The sequence below is a fragment of the Neptunomonas sp. ABH4_499 genome (assembly GCF_056160565.1).
On record NZ_JBSWXK010000016.1, the window covers coordinates 1 to 17,486 of the forward strand.

Consider the following 17,486-nt stretch of genomic DNA (forward strand, 5'->3'; position numbering starts at 1 on the left):
TGGTGACAGGGGTTGTGCTTGCATCGGTTACATCCACGCCACCGATGGTCACGGTGTCAATGCCCGCTTCGGCGGCTACGGTGATGGTGCCAGTTACGGTGTCACCGGTACCTTCAACGACGCTGTTATCGGCTGCCGTTGTTGTGCTGTCCGCATCTTCAACGTTGATGGTTGGTACGCCATCGTCTTGACCGTTAATGGTGACGGTCAAGTCAGCGGTATCCACATCACCATCGCTGTCCGAGATGGTGTAAGTGAAGGTATCAGTGAGTGTTTCAGTGTCGTTAAGTGCCTGCACCGCTGGGTTGCTGTTATCCAACGCGTAGGTGTAGGTGCCATCGCTGTTCAGCGTCAGCGTACCGTACGTACCTGTGATGGTGGCCGGAGTTGTATCCGTCACCGCCGCACCGTCTACCAAGGTGACTGTGATAGGCGTATCGACGTTCTGCGTATCCGCCACATCACCGGCGCTTGCGCCTGCTGTACCTAATACGTTACCGGTGACAGAAGTACTGTCCTCGGCGATCGCATTGGCATCATCTTGAGCAACTGGAGCCGTGTCGATGATCTGGATGTCCAGCGTATCGTCAGAGGTCTGGCCCGCAAGGTCGGTCACTTCAACGGTGAACTGATCCACGATCGAGTTATCACCGGCGGTGTGATCTTCCGCTGCACCGTCTTCGGTGTATTCGTAGGTGATCTCACCGGTGGTCGCGTCATAACCGGTAACCACCAAGGTACCTTCCGTACCAGGAATGGTGACAGGGGTTGTGCTCGCATCGGTTACATCTACGCCACCGATGGTCACGGTGTCAATGCCCGCTTCGGCGGCTACGGTGATGGTGCCAGTTACGGTGTCACCGGTACCTTCAACGACGCTGTTATCGGCTGCCGTTGTTGTGCTGTCCGCATCTTCAACGTTGATGGTTGGTACGCCATCGTCTTGACCGTTAATGGTGACGGTCAAGTCAGCGGTATCCACATCACCATCGCTGTCCGAGATGGTGTAAGTGAACGTATCAGTGAGTGTTTCAGTGTCGTTAAGTGCCTGCACCGCTGGGTTGCTATTATCCAACGCGTAGGTGTAGGTGCCATCGCTGTTCAGCGTCAGGGTACCGTAGGTGCCTGTGATCGTGGCTGGCGTCACTGTGACTGGCGTATCTGCATTTTGGGTATCCGCCACATCGCCTGCACCAGCGCCTGCTGAGGTCAATACGTTACCCGTTACAGAGACAGAGTCTTCTGTAATAGACGCCGCATCGTCCTGCGCCACAGGTGCGGTATCGATGATCTGGATGTCCAGCGTATCGTCAGAGGTCTGACCTGCAAGGTCGGTCACTTCAACCGTGAACTGATCCACGATCGAGTTATCACCCGCTGTGTGATCTTCCGCTGCACCGTCTTCGGTGTATTCGTAGGTGATCTCACCGGTTGCGGCATCGTAGCCTGTGACTACCAGAGTACCTTCGGTGCCTGGGATGGTGACAGGGGTGGTGCTCGCGTCGGTTACATCCACGCCACCGATGGTCACGGTGTCGATGCCCGCTTCGGCGGCTATGGTGATGGTGCCGGTAACCGTGTCACCGGTGCCTTCAACCACGCTGTTATCGGCCGCGGTTGTGGTGGTGTCGGTGTCTTCCACATCGATAGTTGGAACACCATCGTCCTGACCGTTAATGGTAACGGTTAAGGTCGCTTCGCTGCTGTCGCCATCGCTGTCTGAGATGGTGTAGGTGAAGGTATCGGTCACCAACTGACCATCGTCCAGTGCCTGCACCGCTGGGTTGCTGTTATCCAACGCGTAGGTGTAGGTGCCATCGCTGTTCAGCGTCAGGGTACCGTAGGTGCCTGTGATCGTGGCTGGCGTCACTGTGACTGGCGTATCCGCGTTTTGCGTATCGGCCACATCGCCTGCGCTTGCGCCGGTTGTACCCAATACGTTACCGGTAACAGAAGTGCTGTCCTCGGCGATTGCATTGGCATCATCCTGTGCCACAGGAGCCGTGTCGATGATCTGGATGTCCAGCGTATCGTCAGAGGTCTGACCTGCAAGGTCGGTCACTTCAACCGTGAACTGATCCACGATCGAGTTATCACCGGCAGAGTGATCTTCCGCAGCACCGTCTTCGGTGTATTCGTAAGTGATCTCACCGGTTGTAGCGTCGTAACCGATAACCACTAAGGTACCTTCCGTACCAGGGATGGTGACAGGGGTTGTGCTCGCATCGGTCACATCCACGCCACCGATGGTCACGGTGTCGATACCCGCTTCGGCGGCTACGGTGATGGTGCCCGTAACGGTATCGCCCGTGCCTTCAACCACGCTGTTATCGGCCGCGGTTGTGGTGGTGTCAGTGTCTTCCACATCGATGGTTGGTACGCCATCGTCTTGACCGTTAATGGTAACGGTTAAGGTCGCTTCGCTGCTGTCGCCATCGCTGTCTGAGATGGTGTAGGTGAAGGTATCCGTCACTAGCTGGCCATCGTCCAGTGCTTGAACGGCTGGGTTGCTGTTATCCAGCGCGTAAGTGTAGGTGCCATCGCTGTTCAGCGTCAGCGTACCGTACGTACCGGTAATGGTGGCCGGAGTTGTATCCGTCACCGCCGCACCGTCTACTAACGTGACTGTGATAGGCGTATCGACGTTCTGCGTATCCGCCACATCGCCAGCGCTTGCGCCTGCTGTACCCAATACGTTACCGGTGACAGAGGTGCTGTCCTCGGCGATCGCATTAGCATCGTCTTGAGCAACCGGAGCCGTGTCGATGATCTGGATGTCCAGCGTATCGTCGGACGTTTGGCCTGCTAGGTCAGTCACTTCAACGGTGAACTGATCCACGATCGAGTTATCACCCGCTGTGTGATCTTCCGCGGCGCCGTCTTCAGTGTATTCGTACGTGATGATGCCTGTTGTAGCGTCATAACCGGTGACCACCAAGGTGCCTTCGGTGCCTGGGATGGTGACAGGTGTGGTGCTCGCATCGGTTACATCCACGCCACCGATGGTCACGGTGTCGATGCCCGCTTCGGCGGCTACGGTGATGGTGCCGGTGACGGTGTCACCGGTGCCTTCAACGACACTGTTATCCGCCGCGGTTGTGGTGGTGTCGGTGTCTTCCACATCGATGGTTGGTACGCCATCGTCTTGACCGTTAATGGTGACGGTCAAGTCAGCGGTATCCACATCACCATCGCTGTCCGAGATGGTGTAAGTGAAGGTATCAGTGAGTGTTTCAGTGTCGTTAAGTGCCTGCACCGCTGGGTTGCTGTTATCCAACGCGTAAGTGTAGGTGCCATCGCTGTTCAGCGTCAGGGTACCGTACGTACCTGTGATCGTGGCCGGAGTTGTATCCGTCACCGCCGCACCGTCTACTAACGTGACTGTGATAGGCGTATCGACGTTCTGCGTATCCGCCACATCGCCAGCGCTTGCGCCTGCTGTACCCAATACGTTACCGGTGACAGAGGTGCTGTCCTCGGCGATCGCATTGGCATCGTCTTGAGCAACCGGAGCCGTGTCGATGATCTGGATGTCCAGCATATCGTCGGACGTTTGGCCTGCTAGGTCAGTCACTTCAACGGTGAACTGATCCACGATCGAGTTATCACCCGCTGTGTGATCTTCCGCAGCACCGTCTTCGGTGTATTCGTAGGTGATCTCACCGGTTGCGGCATCGTAGCCTGTGACTACCAGAGTACCTTCGGTGCCTGGGATGGTGACAGGTGTGGTGCTCGCATCGGTTACATCCACGCCACCGATGGTCACGGTGTCGATGCCCGCTTCGGCGGCTACGGTGATGGTGCCGGTGACGGTGTCACCGGTGCCTTCAACGACACTGTTATCCGCCGCGGTTGTGGTGGTGTCGGTGTCTTCCACATCGATGGTTGGTACGCCATCGTCTTGACCGTTAATGGTGACGGTCAAGTCAGCGGTATCCACATCACCATCGCTGTCCGAGATGGTGTAAGTGAAGGTATCAGTGAGTGTTTCAGTGTCGTTAAGTGCCTGCACCGCTGGGTTGCTGTTATCCAACGCGTAGGTGTAGGTGCCATCGCTGTTCAGCGTCAGGGTACCGTACGTACCTGTGATGGTGGCCGGAGTTGTATCCGTCACCGCCGCACCGTCTACCAAGGTGACTGTGATAGGCGTATCGACGTTCTGCGTATCCGCCACATCACCGGCGCTTGCGCCTGCTGTACCTAATACGTTACCGGTGACAGAAGTACTGTCCTCGGCGATCGCATTGGCATCATCTTGAGCAACTGGAGCCGTGTCGATGATCTGGATGTCCAGCGTATCGTCAGAGGTCTGGCCCGCAAGGTCAGTCACTTCAACGGTGAACTGATCCACGATCGAGTTATCACCCGCTGTATGATCTTCCGCAGCACCGTCTTCGGTGTATTCGTAGGTGATCTCACCGGTTGCGGCATCGTAGCCTGTGACTACCAGAGTACCTTCGGTGCCTGGGATGGTGACAGGTGTGGTGCTCGCATCGGTTACATCCACGCCACCGATGGTCACGGTGTCGATGCCCGCTTCGGCGGCTATGGTGATGGTACCCGTAACGGTATCGCCCGTGCCTTCAACCACGCTGTTATCCGCTGCGGTTGTGGTGGTGTCGGTATCTTCAACGTTGATGGTTGGTACGCTATCGTCTTGACCGTTAATGGTGACGGTCAAGGTCGCTTCGCTGCTGTCGCCATCGCTGTCTGAGATGGTGTAGTTAAACATCTCCGTTAGGCTCTGGCCGTCATTCAACGCTTGAACATCACCATTGCTGTTATCCAACGCGTAGGTGTAAGTACCATCGCTGTTCAGCGTCAGGGTACCGTACGTGCCTGTAATGGTCGCCGGAGTTGTATCCGTCACCGCCGTACCGTCTACTAAAGTGACTGTGATTGGGGTATCGACGTTCTGCGTATCCGCCACATCACCAGCGCTTGCGCCGGTTGTACCTAATACGTTACCGATGACAGAAGTGCTGTCTTCAGTGATCGCATTGGCATCGTCTTGTGCCTCTGGCGCTGTCTCAGTAACTAGAACGTCAACCGGATTTGAAGCCAAGTTTTCGAAATTACCACCAGTTGTATTTTGAACTGAGAATGTAACTTGGTCAGTCGAACTGTTGTAATCACTAACCGGCGCGTTGAAAGTGACGCTGCCGGTGGTTTCGCCCACGGGGATGGTGATGATTTCACCGTTATCCAGGGTGATCACCAACGGGGTGTCTTCAGGTGTGTTGTCCACGGTGGCTGTGATCGTCACCGGTTCACCTTCTTGAACCGCGTCTGGGCCGGTCAGGGTCACTGTGGTGGTGTCGCTGTCATCCACAATCGTTACGGTTGTAGACGAAGTAGCATCGAGGTTTTCGTAGCTACCGCCTTCGGCTGCTTCTATCGCAATATCAACTGGGCGATCAGCGTCTTGGTAAACATCATCTTCCGTTGCAAACGTTACGGTTCCTGAGGTTTCACCTACAGCAATAGTGATCGTTTCGCCATTCGTCAGCGTGATGATCAACGGAGTTCCAACCGGAGGATTATCAACCGTTGCCGTAATTGTGACCCTGTCACCTTCAGACACCGTCTCAGGCGATGTTAACGTAACCGTTGAGCTTTCTTGATCGCCTGCAGAGGCATCATCCAAAATCGCACCGATACCAACGCCATCAGCAATGGTCGCGTTACCAGCAATGACTTCGGTAATGTCTAGCTCAAACGTTTCATCACCTTCCAGTACGTAATCATCAACAATTGGAATGGTAATTGTGATCTGAGTCGATCCGGCTGGAATGGTTGCTGTGCCGCTTAGAGAAGTATAGTCCTGCTGATCAGTCGCAGAACCATTTTGGGTAGTATAAGCAAAAGTAATGTCTTCAGAAGATGGGGAACTGAGGGTAATGGTAAATGTGATTGAGCCATCGCTTTCGCTGGCAGTTACATCATTGACACGAAGCTCTGGTATAACTTGTGCATCTTCATCTGGATAACTATCACGCAGCTCCTCGTCAAATGAACGAGAAACACCGATGGTTTCATATCCCGCTTCTGGATTTTCCTCGAGTGCGGTACGTGTCAGGATTTCAAAACGAACGCCATCTTCGCCATCTTCACCCGCTTGCGCGCCGGCCGCCGTTGCATCAGCGACTTGAGTCGGATCTTCACCCGCTAAGATCGCTTGTTGAATGGCTTCAACATCGGCATCAGCCGCATTCGTAACAGCTTGATCGACGGGGTACTCAGTTACATCCGTATAGGTTTCAAGTGACACAAGCCAGCTTTGACCGCCACCCAGTGCAACCTCTTGACCATTGGACATGCGTATTTCGATGGCCGCATCAGGGGATGTACGAACAACCTCATCCGCGAATAACTCATCGCCTAATGCCAGCAGACGTTCAGTGCCATCCGCTTTCAACGCATATACAAGACCTTTAATGTAAGTAACGGTACCAACAGCCGCAGCCATAACATTCCCTCAAAACATACTTTTACCAGAGAGATATACTATAGCCGCTTATTTGGCGAGAGTTGTATTGTACCGTGGGCCAATACAAGAAAAGTAAATTTATCAATTAAATCGGCTACTTACCGATTTTTATCATGCCATTGCTTTAATCTTCAGCTGATGCAGCTGCTTGTATAGAGCAATGAGTGCACTGTGGTCCTTAAGATTACCAAGATCCGCCTGAATAACCGGGCAATCATCAAACACCCCCTGCCCTTGAAGCTTATCTAACCCTAAAGAGACCATCTTAGAACCGTACACATCGTTTAGAACATGACGGATCTCATCAAACTCGACGTCAGCATATAAAGAAAGTTCTAAAAGCTGCTTCAACAAACGATACAAGGTGTAACGACTGCCTTCTGGCGAGGCGTTTTCAAGCAACCAATCACATTCTTGCAAGGCCTCTTCGTAACGTTCAAACACTAAATGAACAAGACAGAAAAACTCAGAAACCGAAAAGGTCTCGAAATAGCCCCCTTCATCTGGAAGCACTCCGAACAACCAGGCTAGATTAACCCCTCGATCCACTGGCGCTTTTTGAATGGCTTGCATTAATCCATCTAGTTGTTGTTCGGTGGCGGAGGATAGATCCCGAAAAGTAACAACATGGTCGATCAGAATATTGTTGTTATCGAACACTAGGGTTTCGACTGGGTAGATTTCAGACATGCCAGGCACAATAATCCGGCAGGCATACATGCCCAAATGATCAAAATCTGCAATGTAGATGTCCATATCCACTTTATGGATCAGATAGCACAGATGCTCAAACTCCGCTTGAGCATCGCCCTCTATATTCCATTTAACAAACGGATAATCGGGCTCATTAGAGAACAACTCCCAGGACACCAAGCCGCTCGAATCCAAAAGGTGCAGCTCTATGTTCGCTTGATCAGCCACCAACTGAAGATCAAATACCGGCCCATCGAGTGATTCAAGATCACTCCAATCACGGCCTTGGAACAGCTCTATCACAGCGCGTTCAAGGGCAATTTCAAATTTAGGATGTGCACCAAAACAAGCAATGCACCCTCCATTCTTTGGATTGAATACAGAAACATTCACTAAAGGAAACTTGCCACCTAAAGATGCATCCAGAACATAGACGATAAAACCTTTTTCCTTTAAGGCATCTAAGCTGGTTTGAATAGATGGATATTGTGCGAGCTCTTCATCCGGCACTTGCGGCAAAGTGATACCCGAAGAGAGGATGGTATTTTTGATATGTCGTTCAAAAATTTCTGATAACGCCTGCACCCTCGCCTCGTACCGATTGTTACCCGCAGACATACCGCTACATGCATACAGGTTACGAATGAGATTAACAGGGAACCAGACCGTATTCTCGGTTTTCTGATGATGAAAAGGCAGTGCACAAATACCGCGTTCTCGGTTAGATGAATTGACATCCACCAACATGGAGGCAACCAACGACTCATCCATATTGTAATGACTGATGGTCGCTTCATCCAATAGGCCATCCGGAAGTGCATCTTGATCCGTTGGAAACCACTTTTCATTGGGATAGTGAACAAAGTCCGCTTTGGCGATCTCTTCACCTAAATAGAAAGGCGCAAAAAAATAGTTACAGCTCAGTCTCTCTATGAAACCACCTAATGCACTGGCGCGCGCTGCTAATTCAGTACGCCCTTTACCCTGCGAATAGAGAAAAGGTCTTTCTTTATCTTGCAGACGAACAAACCACGCATTTGGTAATGGGTTACGCCATTCGATCTCCTCTAACTCAAACCCTTGCTGAGTTAATAAAGAGGTCATAGCCGCAATCGATTCTTCGACTGGCTTTGTTTTACCCAATATAGAGGTCATAGAGGCTTCTCACGTTCACTCAAACACTAACAGGCGCATACTATAACCTGTCACTGCTGATTCAACACCCTATGCACCACCAGCCCACCCTTTCTGATCACTGAATAACCAGAAAGAACACTTTAAAATCAAATGTTAACCAGAAATAGCTCATTTCGATTAAAAGTTTAAAAATGAGCAATTTATTTCACTTTTTTTGAAAAAGAAGCTTGACGACATACGGCAAGCTCACTAATATACGCGCCCATCAGGTTGAGCAACGATTCCTCGATAGCTCAGTTGGTAGAGCAGTAGACTGTTAATCTATTGGTCGCTGGTTCGAGTCCAGCTCGAGGAGCCAAACCTGATATGTGTCGGAGCATAGCGCAGCCTGGTAGCGCATCTGCTTTGGGAGCAGAGGGTCGCAGGTTCGAATCCTGCTGCTCCGACCATTTTAACATCGTTGTATCTCCCTTGTGTCGGAGCATAGCGCAGCCTGGTAGCGCATCTGCTTTGGGAGCAGAGGGTCGCAGGTTCGAATCCTGCTGCTCCGACCATTCTCTTCTTGCTTACTCATCTTTACTTTATTTCATATATCAGTTGAGTATTCAGCTGTATACTCCTGTTTTACATCATCAAAGCGTGCCTTATTAGGGTATTTCAGTATAAAATAACGCTTATATTCGTATATAGCGGCAGCGCAGTATCACCGCTCTTGGTTTTCTGTCAAAGGACTGGCTAAGTGATCACGTATTCCTTTCGAAGCGCTGTTAAGATTACTCTCTCGTTTTTAGCGCTTTTTCTATCCTTCAGCCTTTGCGCTGAACCTCTAACCCTTCAACTTCGTTGGCATCATCAAGCCCAGTTCATTGGCTACTACATTGCTAAAGAGAAAGGGTTTTATTCCTCCTTGAATATGGATGTCACTATTTTGGAGGGCAAGCCAGACACCCCACCCTGGCAGCAAATAGCCTCAGGTGAAGCAGATTTCGCGGTGGATAACAGCAATGCTTTTACCGCCTACCTTCAAGGAGCTGACCTTGTTGCATTGGCTGCTGTGTTACAGCACTCACCAAGTGCATTTTTGATCAAACAGAGCTCGGGCATACATACCCCTATAGACTTGGAAGGCAAACGGGTGATGAGCTTCTCCCAAAACCAAGATCCAGAACTCATCCTGCTACTCAAAAAGGAATCCGTTAACCTAGATAATATTCAGTGGGTAAATAGCAGCGGCGATCTTAATGATTTATTGGATGACAAGGTCGATGCTTTCAATGCCTACGTGAGTAATGAGCCCTATTTGCTGCAACAACGAAACACGCCTTATCAACTGATTTCACCGCGCCAATACGGCATCGATTTTTACAGCGACTTACTGATTACGAGCCGCTCCTTCGCGAAACACAATCCGGACTTAGTGGATAAATTTGTATCAGCCAGCTTAGAAGGCTGGAAATACGCCCTTGCCAACCCAGATGAAGCCCTTCAAATTTTGCATGAGAAGTATCAACCCACCAAATCGATTGATCATCTAAGATACGAATTTAATCTAACCCGCGAACACATCATGCCAGAGCTCGTCAGCATTGGGCATATCAACCCGACTCGGTTGAATAATATGCGCAAACAGATGACCCAATACGGCTTTATTGAAGATTCTCGGGATGTCACATCGTTTGTTTATGACACTAAACAGTCCATTCGCTGGAGTAATTGGCTTCCACTGATTTACGCCTTAGTTGCGGTTCTGCTGATCTTATTCGTATTCAGCTTTTACCTGATCTCTCTTAACCGGAAGCTAAAAAGCGAAATCCGTCACCGCATTTATACGGAAGATCAGCTCAAGTACATGGCCACGCACGACCCCCTGACCGGACTTGCCAACCGCTCTGCCCTAACATCCAAGCTCGATATGATTGTGAGCCTATCCAAACGCAACGCTGAAACCCCAGCCATACTCTACATTGATTTGGATGGCTTTAAAGAGATTAACGACACGCTCGGCCATGCCTCTGGTGACCAAGTATTAAGCCGATTTGCGAAGCGCACATTAACCATCCTTCGAGAGAGCGATGTGTTTGCGCGATTGGGCGGCGATGAGTTTGTGATCATCATGCCACATGCCGACCGCGCCGGGGCTCATCACCTAGCACGAAAAGTTCTTCAGCACTTAAACACCCCTTTTAAGCTTCGCAGCGGCGATCATAAAATCAGTGCCAGTATCGGGATTGCTATCTACGACAACTATCAAGAAACGGCGGATCAGTTTCTGATTCGAGCCGACCATGCGATGTATCACATTAAACGAAGTGGGAAGTCGGGGATCAGCTTAGCTCCAACCTTTAAAAGGAATGAGCCTAACCCGCAGATGAGTTGTGTGTAACTCTGTATGGCTCAATAGAAAAGCGTCTTCAAAAAAGTGCAACGGGCCAGTCCAACCCGCTGCACAATAGCACGCTTTACGCGAAGGCGTAGCCCAACATAATGAAGGCTAAAAAGGTAACGATGGCGCCAATAACCGCGTAAGGGATTTGGGTGATGGCATGTTGCATTGAAGTACAGCCTGAGCCCTGTGCCGACAGCACAGTGGAATCACTGAAGAAACACGCATGACTACCAAAAGCCGAGGCGGACAATAACGCACCAACGGTCAAAGGCATCGACATATCCATCGCTTGTGCCATAGGAATCACAATCGGCAAAGAAACCACAAACACGCCCCAACTGGACCCGGTTGCAAACACAACTGCGGCCATAATCGCAAACACTAAGGCCGGTAAAAACTCTTTGGAGAGATAAGGAGAGACAGAGTCGATGATGTACGGTGTCATGCCCAGCTGCTCATTCACATCCTTAAGCATAAAGCCCGCGCATACTACCGCGATCGGGTGCAGCATCACTTTGAAGCCGTCCAGCATCGAATCCACCATTTGCCCAAAGCTCAGTAGGTTCTGCCAGAAATACAACACCATCGTAAACAAGGACGCCGTGAGAGCACCGAGCAATAGATCAATCTCGTAATAGACACTTGCGCCCACCAATACTGCCATGGGCAACAAGAAATTAATCAAACCAACAAAGGGCGAAACCGATTTAATGCCAGACAGCAAAGCGAAAGCCCCCATGATTCCTAGATAGAACACCAGCCACCCACTGGTGCGTAGCACATCCGATGGGGCTCTTTGATTGAGCGTTTCTCCTGTTAGGGTTGGGTTATTACTCATGTATATAGACCTCTTAGTATTATCGTTATTGTGCAGCACGTTGCGGCCCTCTCTTGACGCCAGACTGCACAGTTAAGATCTTTTCTATAGGCCGAGTTTATCCCGCAAGTTGTAATAAAAAGCCCCCATTGCCGTGAGCGGTATACGGAATGTACGACCGCCTGGGAATGGGTATTGAGGTAATGAGGCAAACACATCAAAACGTTCGGCCTGCCCTTGAATGGCATCCGATAATACGCGACCGGCCAAGTGGGAGCTGGTAACACCGTGTCCACTGTATCCTTGTGCGTAATAGATGTTGTTGTGCTGCCCTACTCGGCCAAATTGCGGAAGACGCATCAGCGTCAGTAAGAAGTTGCCCGTCCAGGCAAACTCGACCTTTGTGCCCTTTAAATGCGGAAACGTTTTCAGCATTTTAGGCACAATCAAAGATTCAATTTTGCTCGGCTCGCGGGCGCCATAGGTCACACCGCCGCCGTACAGTAAGCGTCCGTCTCCAGAGATCCGGTAGTAATCGAGCAGATAGTTACAATCCTCGACACACTGACCTTTAGGCAGCAATACGTCCTGTACCTCTTTGGATAGAGGTTCGGTGGCGATGACCTGCGTGCCACACGGCATCGCTTTGGATTGCAGTTTGGGAATCAAATCCCCCAGATAAGCATTACCGGCGACCACAACGAACGAGGCCGTCACTTGACCTTGATCCGTATGGACGATCGCTTTTTCGCCTTCCTCAACCCGTGTTACGGGCGAGCCTTCAAAGATACGCCCCCCCAGAGATTCAATCGCATCGGCCTCACCCAACGTAAGATTGAGTGGATGGAAGTGGCCACCTGAGTGATCCATCAAAGCGCCGGTATAACGGTCCGTGCCGATGTACTCTTGAACTGTGTTTTCATCCAGCAGCTCAAGGTTTTCGTGGCCGTGCGCTTCCCAAAGTGCCTTTTTGGAGATCAACTCGTTTAATTGTTTTTTGTTGCACGCGGCAAATATACCGCCGTCTTTTAAATCACACTGGATGTTGTACTGATCCACCAAGCGTCGAATGATGCGTCTGCCTTCGAACGCCATTTTTCCCATCGCTTGTCCGGTCTCTTTGCCGTAGTGTTTTTCAATAAAATCGATGTCACGGCTGTAACTGTGGACGATTTGCCCACCGTTACGGCCGGATGCGCCAAAGCCAATTCGAGTGGCTTCGAGCACCACCACCGAGAAGCCGGCTTCACACAGATGAAGCGCCGTTGAAAGACCGGTAAAGCCTGCACCAATAACGCAGACATCAGCCTCAATGGACTGATCCAACACCGGACGCACCGTTTTACGGTTGGCCGATGCGGCATAGTAAGAAGTGGTATGAGATTGCAATGGCATACTATTTCCTGTCATAAATGGCCAGAAGGAAAATCCCGTTATTTGTTGTCTTTTTTCGTGATCGTGGTCTTAACGGTCTGTATTTAAGATACGATTGCGACAACTCGGCGGGATATACCTACCCGGGTATATTTTTGATTCGATGTCGTTTTTAGATAAGCGACATCCCCTAATCACCACAAAAAAACCCGCTGAAACAGCGGGCTTTCAACGTTATTTAACCAATGAGTTACGCTGCACGTTTCTTTAAAAAAGCGGCTAACCAGCGCCCTACCGCATTGGATTGCGCGTCGGTTTTATCATCCAATGTCTGAAGCTGTTGATCGGTTAACGCCTCGGGAAACGACTCCCCTTTTTTGTGCTCCAGCAAGGTGCGCTCAAACCGGGTTAAAAACTCCGGATGCGCCTGAAAACTGGCCATCTGATCGCCGTACCTGAGCGCCGCAAACGGGCAAAAATCGGAATAAGCTACCACACTTGATTGCTCTGGTTGACTGAGCACCTGATACTGGTGAACCGCGTTCAAACTTAATGTTTGCCCAAGCTCACTTTTGATCTCTGGTTCATCAAGCTGATAAGTATGAACGCCCAATCCCCACCCTTTCGGTGCAGGGCCAACATCAGCCCCCATCACTTGAGCCATAATTTGATGGCCAAAACAGATGCCAATCAGCGGTTTATTTTGCTCTCGGATGGTGTGGATCAACGTGCGCAATGTCGCAATCCACTCATAGTTATCATCCACATTGTGGCGAGAGCCGGTTATCGCCCACGCATCGCACAAATCAACCGACCGTGGAAACACTCCGTGTTCCACTTCAAACACCTCAAATTCAAGGGTGCTATCGGCTTTACTGAGCAGATTGATCAGCATCTGTGCATAACTGCCAAAAAAAGGCTTTAGGGCCGGTGGTGTGTCACCTGCCGCTAAAATACCTACTTTCATGACCTTCACCTCGTAACAATCGACTTATAGGAAGCCTAGGTAAGATTCGTATTCAATGTCCGAGATCTGCTCGTGCAGTTTTCGAAGCTCTTGACGCTTTGCGGCCACAAACACACGGATGAACTCTTCACCTAAGTACTCTTTGAGTACCTTGCTTCGGTTGAATCGATCGGTCGCTTCATCCCATTTGTTGGGCAGCACCAGTGCATCACTGAACTCTTCACTGTAGGCATCGCCTTCAAGGTTATCCGGCGGTGTAAGCTTGTTCTCGATGCCGTACAAAGCCCCTGCAAGAATGGTGGCCAACACCAAATACGGGTTGGCATCCGCCCCCGCAACACGGTGCTCGATGCGGCGCGCTACCGGCGGGCTATCCGGTACACGGATGGCAACGGTGCGGTTCTCGTAACCCCAGCTCGCAAACGTCGGCGCATGTGCGCCTACCATGAAGCGGCGGTATGAATTCATGTGGGGTGCGAACGCCAGCATGCTTTCTGGCATCGTTTTCATCAGGCCACCGATGGCATGCAATAGCATGTCTGTGCCCTCTTCACCGCCATTGTCGAATACGTTATCGCCTTGTTCGTTCAGCAAACTAAAGTGCACATGGAAACCGTTACCGCTTTTGTTGGCATAAGGCTTCGCCATAAAGGTGGCGCAATAGTTGTGTTTGCGCGCAAGACCACGGACTAAGCGCTTGAACATGATGGCTTGATCACCGGCCAGCATAGGGTCAGGCACGTGGTTTAGGTTGATCTCAAACTGACCAGGGCCCAGTTCCGACACGATGGTATCGGCTGGCACGCCCTGAAGATCACACACGGCACGCACTTCGGAGAAGAAGCTAGAAAGACCGTCCATCTCATCGATCGAGTAGCAATCGGTTTCAGATAAACGTCGACCGTGCCCTTCAACCAACACGGGTGGTTTAGGTCGTTGAGTCTCTTCGGACTTACCGTCCATCAAATAGAACTCAAGCTCGGTAGCAACCACAGGCGTTAAGCCCATCGCTTTGTAGCGATCCACCACCGATTTCAGTACTTGGCGTGGGTCGGCTAAAAACGGCGTATCGTCTGGGTTATACATCATCGCCATCATTTGATAACGATCATTTTCAGCCCATGGCACAGAAACGGGGTCGTCGTGAACGGGTTTGCAAATACCATCGCTGTCACCGGTTTCAAACACCAGTCCGTTTTCGAGCACATCGTCACCCCAAAAATCGAAACCAATCACTGACCGCGGCAGCTTCACACCCTCTTTTTGAATTTTACGTAATGCCGAGTAAGGCATACGTTTACCACGTAAATTACCGTTAAGGTCGGTAATAAACAGGTCCAGCTCTTTTTCTGCTTCAGAATACATAGAACGTCTCTCTCGCTGCCTGAATCCATTCTTTTGATGCGTGATCAGTTGCAAAACGTCACGACAGTCTGTTTTATATCGGCAGTCAGCTAAATAGGCACAGAGTGTGATGGATTCTTATTGCTCATTGTGAGCAAACTTTAGGTACTCTGTGTTAACACAATTTCGTTTCTTGGTGACCATGGATAAAACATCACCCATACACATCACATTAACCGAGCGCGAGCCGTCTGTAACTATCACCCAGTGGGTATATCTGCAATTGCGGACGGCTGTGATGCAGGGTGAGATCTTGCCTGGGCGCGCACTGACCATCCGCGAACTGGCTGCCCTGTTAGGGGTGAGCAACATGCCAGTGCGCGAAGCACTTCGACAGCTTGGTGCCGAACAAGCGTTGAAGATTCGCGAAACCCGTCGAGTCATGGTGCCCAAAATGACGCGAGCTAAATTCGATGAGCTTTGCAAAGCCCGCATCGCTTTAGAAACCCACGCCGCCGAACGCTCACTGCCTTTCATTACACGGGATACACTGGCCGAGCTGATTAATATTGATCAACACATAGACCAAGCCCAAGCACAAAAACAATGGCAAGACGCCAACCGGTTAAATCAGCACTTTCATCGAACCTTATATCAGGCCAATCCTAACCCCGTTATGTTGCCCTTGATCGAGAGCGTTTGGTTACAACTTGGTCCATTCATGCGTTTAGCACAAAACCAATTACAATCGCATTACGAAACCGATCACCACCACGAAGCCTTGAGTGCCATTCGCGATAACGACGCAACAGGCCTCAAGCACGCCATCGAATTAGACATCCACGAAGGCTTGGCGTTAGCAAACAGCCCCGAATTTCTTAACTGTTTAACACAGTAATCGCTCTTTTCAGCACACTTTTGGATCGCATCCCTACTAGGGGGTAATTGACTTACCCTTTTTGTGATCACATTATTAAATTTTGTGATCACAAAAATAATCAGGATGACGATCATGCCAAGCGACGCCCGACATAACGAGTTCTCTTTGCACCAAGCATGGGATGCTGACCACCATATTCACCCGTTTACCAACACCAAAAGCCTGAACAACAAAGGCGCTCGGGTGATTACACGTGGGGAAGGCGTGTATGTTTGGGATGAGCAAGGACAACAAATATTGGATGGGATGGCCGGTCTTTGGTGCGTTAACATGGGGTACAGCCAACCCAGCTTGATTGCAGCGGCACATGAGCAACTGAACACCCTGCCCTTTTACAACACCTTTTTCAGACCACTCATCCGCCCCCGCTGATCATTACCCGCGATGAAATGGACTTGTTGTGCGAGCGCGCTCGCCTGTGTTTCGACTTGCCCCTTAAATCACTGAATTTGTAATTGTTGTTAACCCATAGCAGTTGTACCCACATGAGTAGCTTTACACCCAAATCGATCGCAACCTTGATCGATCAGGTTCGGGAAACGGACTTCCCCACCGCATTGATTGAGTTTCTAGCCACGGTTTGCCAGTTTGATACCGCACTGATCGTCACCTATAAAAAGGCGTTCAAGCCCATCATGCTGTTCCCGGTCGAGCCGGCCGAGGTCAGCCCGACCCTCACGCAGTACATCAACCAATACTATGTGCTGGATCCGCTGTTCAATGCGATCCAATCTAAGGATGTGGATCTGGTCAGCCGCATGTCGGATTTAGCGCCAGATTCTTTCGAGACGACTGAGTACTTTTTAAGCTGCTATAAAAACTTTGATCTGATCGATGAGATCAACATCGTCGCGCGCTTAACCCAAAGTGTGACCTGCTGCATTACCTTGGGGCGATTGTCTGATTCAGGGCCTGTCGCCCAATCGATATTGGATGAGCTTCACGCGATACAACCGGTGATCGAATCCTTAATGAAGCAGTTTTGGTTTCATCGCTCGGGGGATTATGTTCAGTTCGAGCAATCAGACACCGCAATGAACGCCGCCTTAGATTCCTTTGGTGAAGATCAGCTAACCAAGCGTGAGCGTGAAATTGCCCGACTGATTTTAAAGGGCCACTCCTCCAAATCCATCGCAAAGCTGTTGCACATCAGCCTTGGAACCGTGAAGGTTCACCGTAAAAACATCCACACCAAACTGGATACCTCCAGCAATTCGGATATTTTTACCCTCTTTTTAGAGCACTTAAACCAAGTCGATGCCACACCCTAAACGAAACTACTCCGTCAGCGCACAAAAAAGGCCGGTCAATGACCGGCCTAACAGGGTAACTACCCTC

At 50.5% G+C, this 17,486-nt stretch carries 10 protein-coding genes and 3 tRNA genes; 7 read left to right on the forward strand and 6 right to left on the reverse strand.

Annotation, left to right across the window (positions count from 1 at the left end; translation table 11 throughout):
- On the reverse strand, positions 1-6,469 hold a 6,469-nt coding region (locus tag ACXAF9_RS14965), incomplete at its 3' end, for a VCBS domain-containing protein (RefSeq protein WP_475075498.1).
- 132 nt (positions 6,470-6,601) lie between these two features.
- Complete coding sequence (ycaO, locus tag ACXAF9_RS14970; RefSeq protein ID WP_475075499.1) at positions 6,602-8,338, reverse strand: 30S ribosomal protein S12 methylthiotransferase accessory factor YcaO; 1,737 nt, start codon at positions 8,336-8,338, stop codon at positions 6,602-6,604.
- A 264-nt stretch (positions 8,339-8,602) separates the two neighbouring features.
- On the opposite strand from ycaO, the gene ACXAF9_RS14975 reads away from it, so the two are divergent.
- From ACXAF9_RS14975 to ACXAF9_RS14990, 4 genes are all read left to right on the forward strand, one after another.
- Positions 8,603-8,678: transfer RNA gene (locus ACXAF9_RS14975), tRNA-Asn, on the forward strand.
- Between the two features lie 14 nt (positions 8,679-8,692).
- Positions 8,693-8,769 (forward strand) — tRNA-Pro (locus ACXAF9_RS14980).
- A 28-nt stretch (positions 8,770-8,797) separates the two neighbouring features.
- Positions 8,798-8,874 (forward strand) — tRNA-Pro (locus ACXAF9_RS14985).
- Between the two features lie 185 nt (positions 8,875-9,059).
- Positions 9,060-10,703 carry an ABC transporter substrate-binding protein gene (locus ACXAF9_RS14990; RefSeq protein ID WP_475075500.1) on the forward strand — a complete coding sequence of 548 codons (1,644 nt, stop codon included), beginning with the start codon at positions 9,060-9,062 and terminating at the stop codon, positions 10,701-10,703.
- Positions 10,704-10,779: 76 nt separating this feature from the next.
- Here the strand turns inward: ACXAF9_RS14990 and ACXAF9_RS14995 are convergent, their stop codons facing one another.
- The 4 genes from ACXAF9_RS14995 to ACXAF9_RS15010 form a co-directional block, all read right to left on the reverse strand.
- The gene (locus tag ACXAF9_RS14995; RefSeq protein ID WP_475075501.1) at positions 10,780-11,544 is read right to left on the reverse strand and encodes a Na+/H+ antiporter NhaC family protein; all 765 of its coding nucleotides are present in this window, start codon (positions 11,542-11,544) and stop codon (positions 10,780-10,782) included.
- An 84-nt stretch (positions 11,545-11,628) separates the two neighbouring features.
- Positions 11,629-12,918 (reverse strand): NAD(P)/FAD-dependent oxidoreductase, encoded by a 1,290-nt coding sequence (locus ACXAF9_RS15000; protein WP_475075502.1) that lies wholly within the window; start codon positions 12,916-12,918, stop codon positions 11,629-11,631.
- A 229-nt stretch (positions 12,919-13,147) separates the two neighbouring features.
- Entirely contained in the window at positions 13,148-13,864 is a 717-nt protein-coding gene (locus tag ACXAF9_RS15005; RefSeq protein ID WP_475075503.1) for a glutamine amidotransferase-related protein, read from the reverse strand.
- Positions 13,865-13,888: 24 nt separating this feature from the next.
- A complete protein-coding gene (locus ACXAF9_RS15010) occupies positions 13,889-15,229 on the reverse strand; it encodes a glutamine synthetase family protein (RefSeq protein WP_475075504.1) in 1,341 nt (446 codons plus the stop codon).
- 151 nt (positions 15,230-15,380) lie between these two features.
- Here ACXAF9_RS15010 and ACXAF9_RS15015 point away from each other — a divergent pair, with 151 nt between their 5' ends.
- From ACXAF9_RS15015 to ACXAF9_RS15025, 3 genes are all read left to right on the forward strand, one after another.
- Positions 15,381-16,106 (forward strand): GntR family transcriptional regulator, encoded by a 726-nt coding sequence (locus ACXAF9_RS15015; RefSeq protein WP_475075505.1) that lies wholly within the window; start codon positions 15,381-15,383, stop codon positions 16,104-16,106.
- A 114-nt stretch (positions 16,107-16,220) separates the two neighbouring features.
- The gene (locus ACXAF9_RS15020; RefSeq protein WP_475075506.1) at positions 16,221-16,520 is read left to right on the forward strand and encodes an aminotransferase class III-fold pyridoxal phosphate-dependent enzyme; all 300 of its coding nucleotides are present in this window, start codon (positions 16,221-16,223) and stop codon (positions 16,518-16,520) included.
- A 113-nt stretch (positions 16,521-16,633) separates the two neighbouring features.
- Positions 16,634-17,419, forward strand: coding sequence for a LuxR C-terminal-related transcriptional regulator (locus ACXAF9_RS15025; protein WP_475075507.1), 786 nt, complete (start codon positions 16,634-16,636; stop codon positions 17,417-17,419).
- The last annotated feature ends 67 nt before the right edge of the window (positions 17,420-17,486 follow it).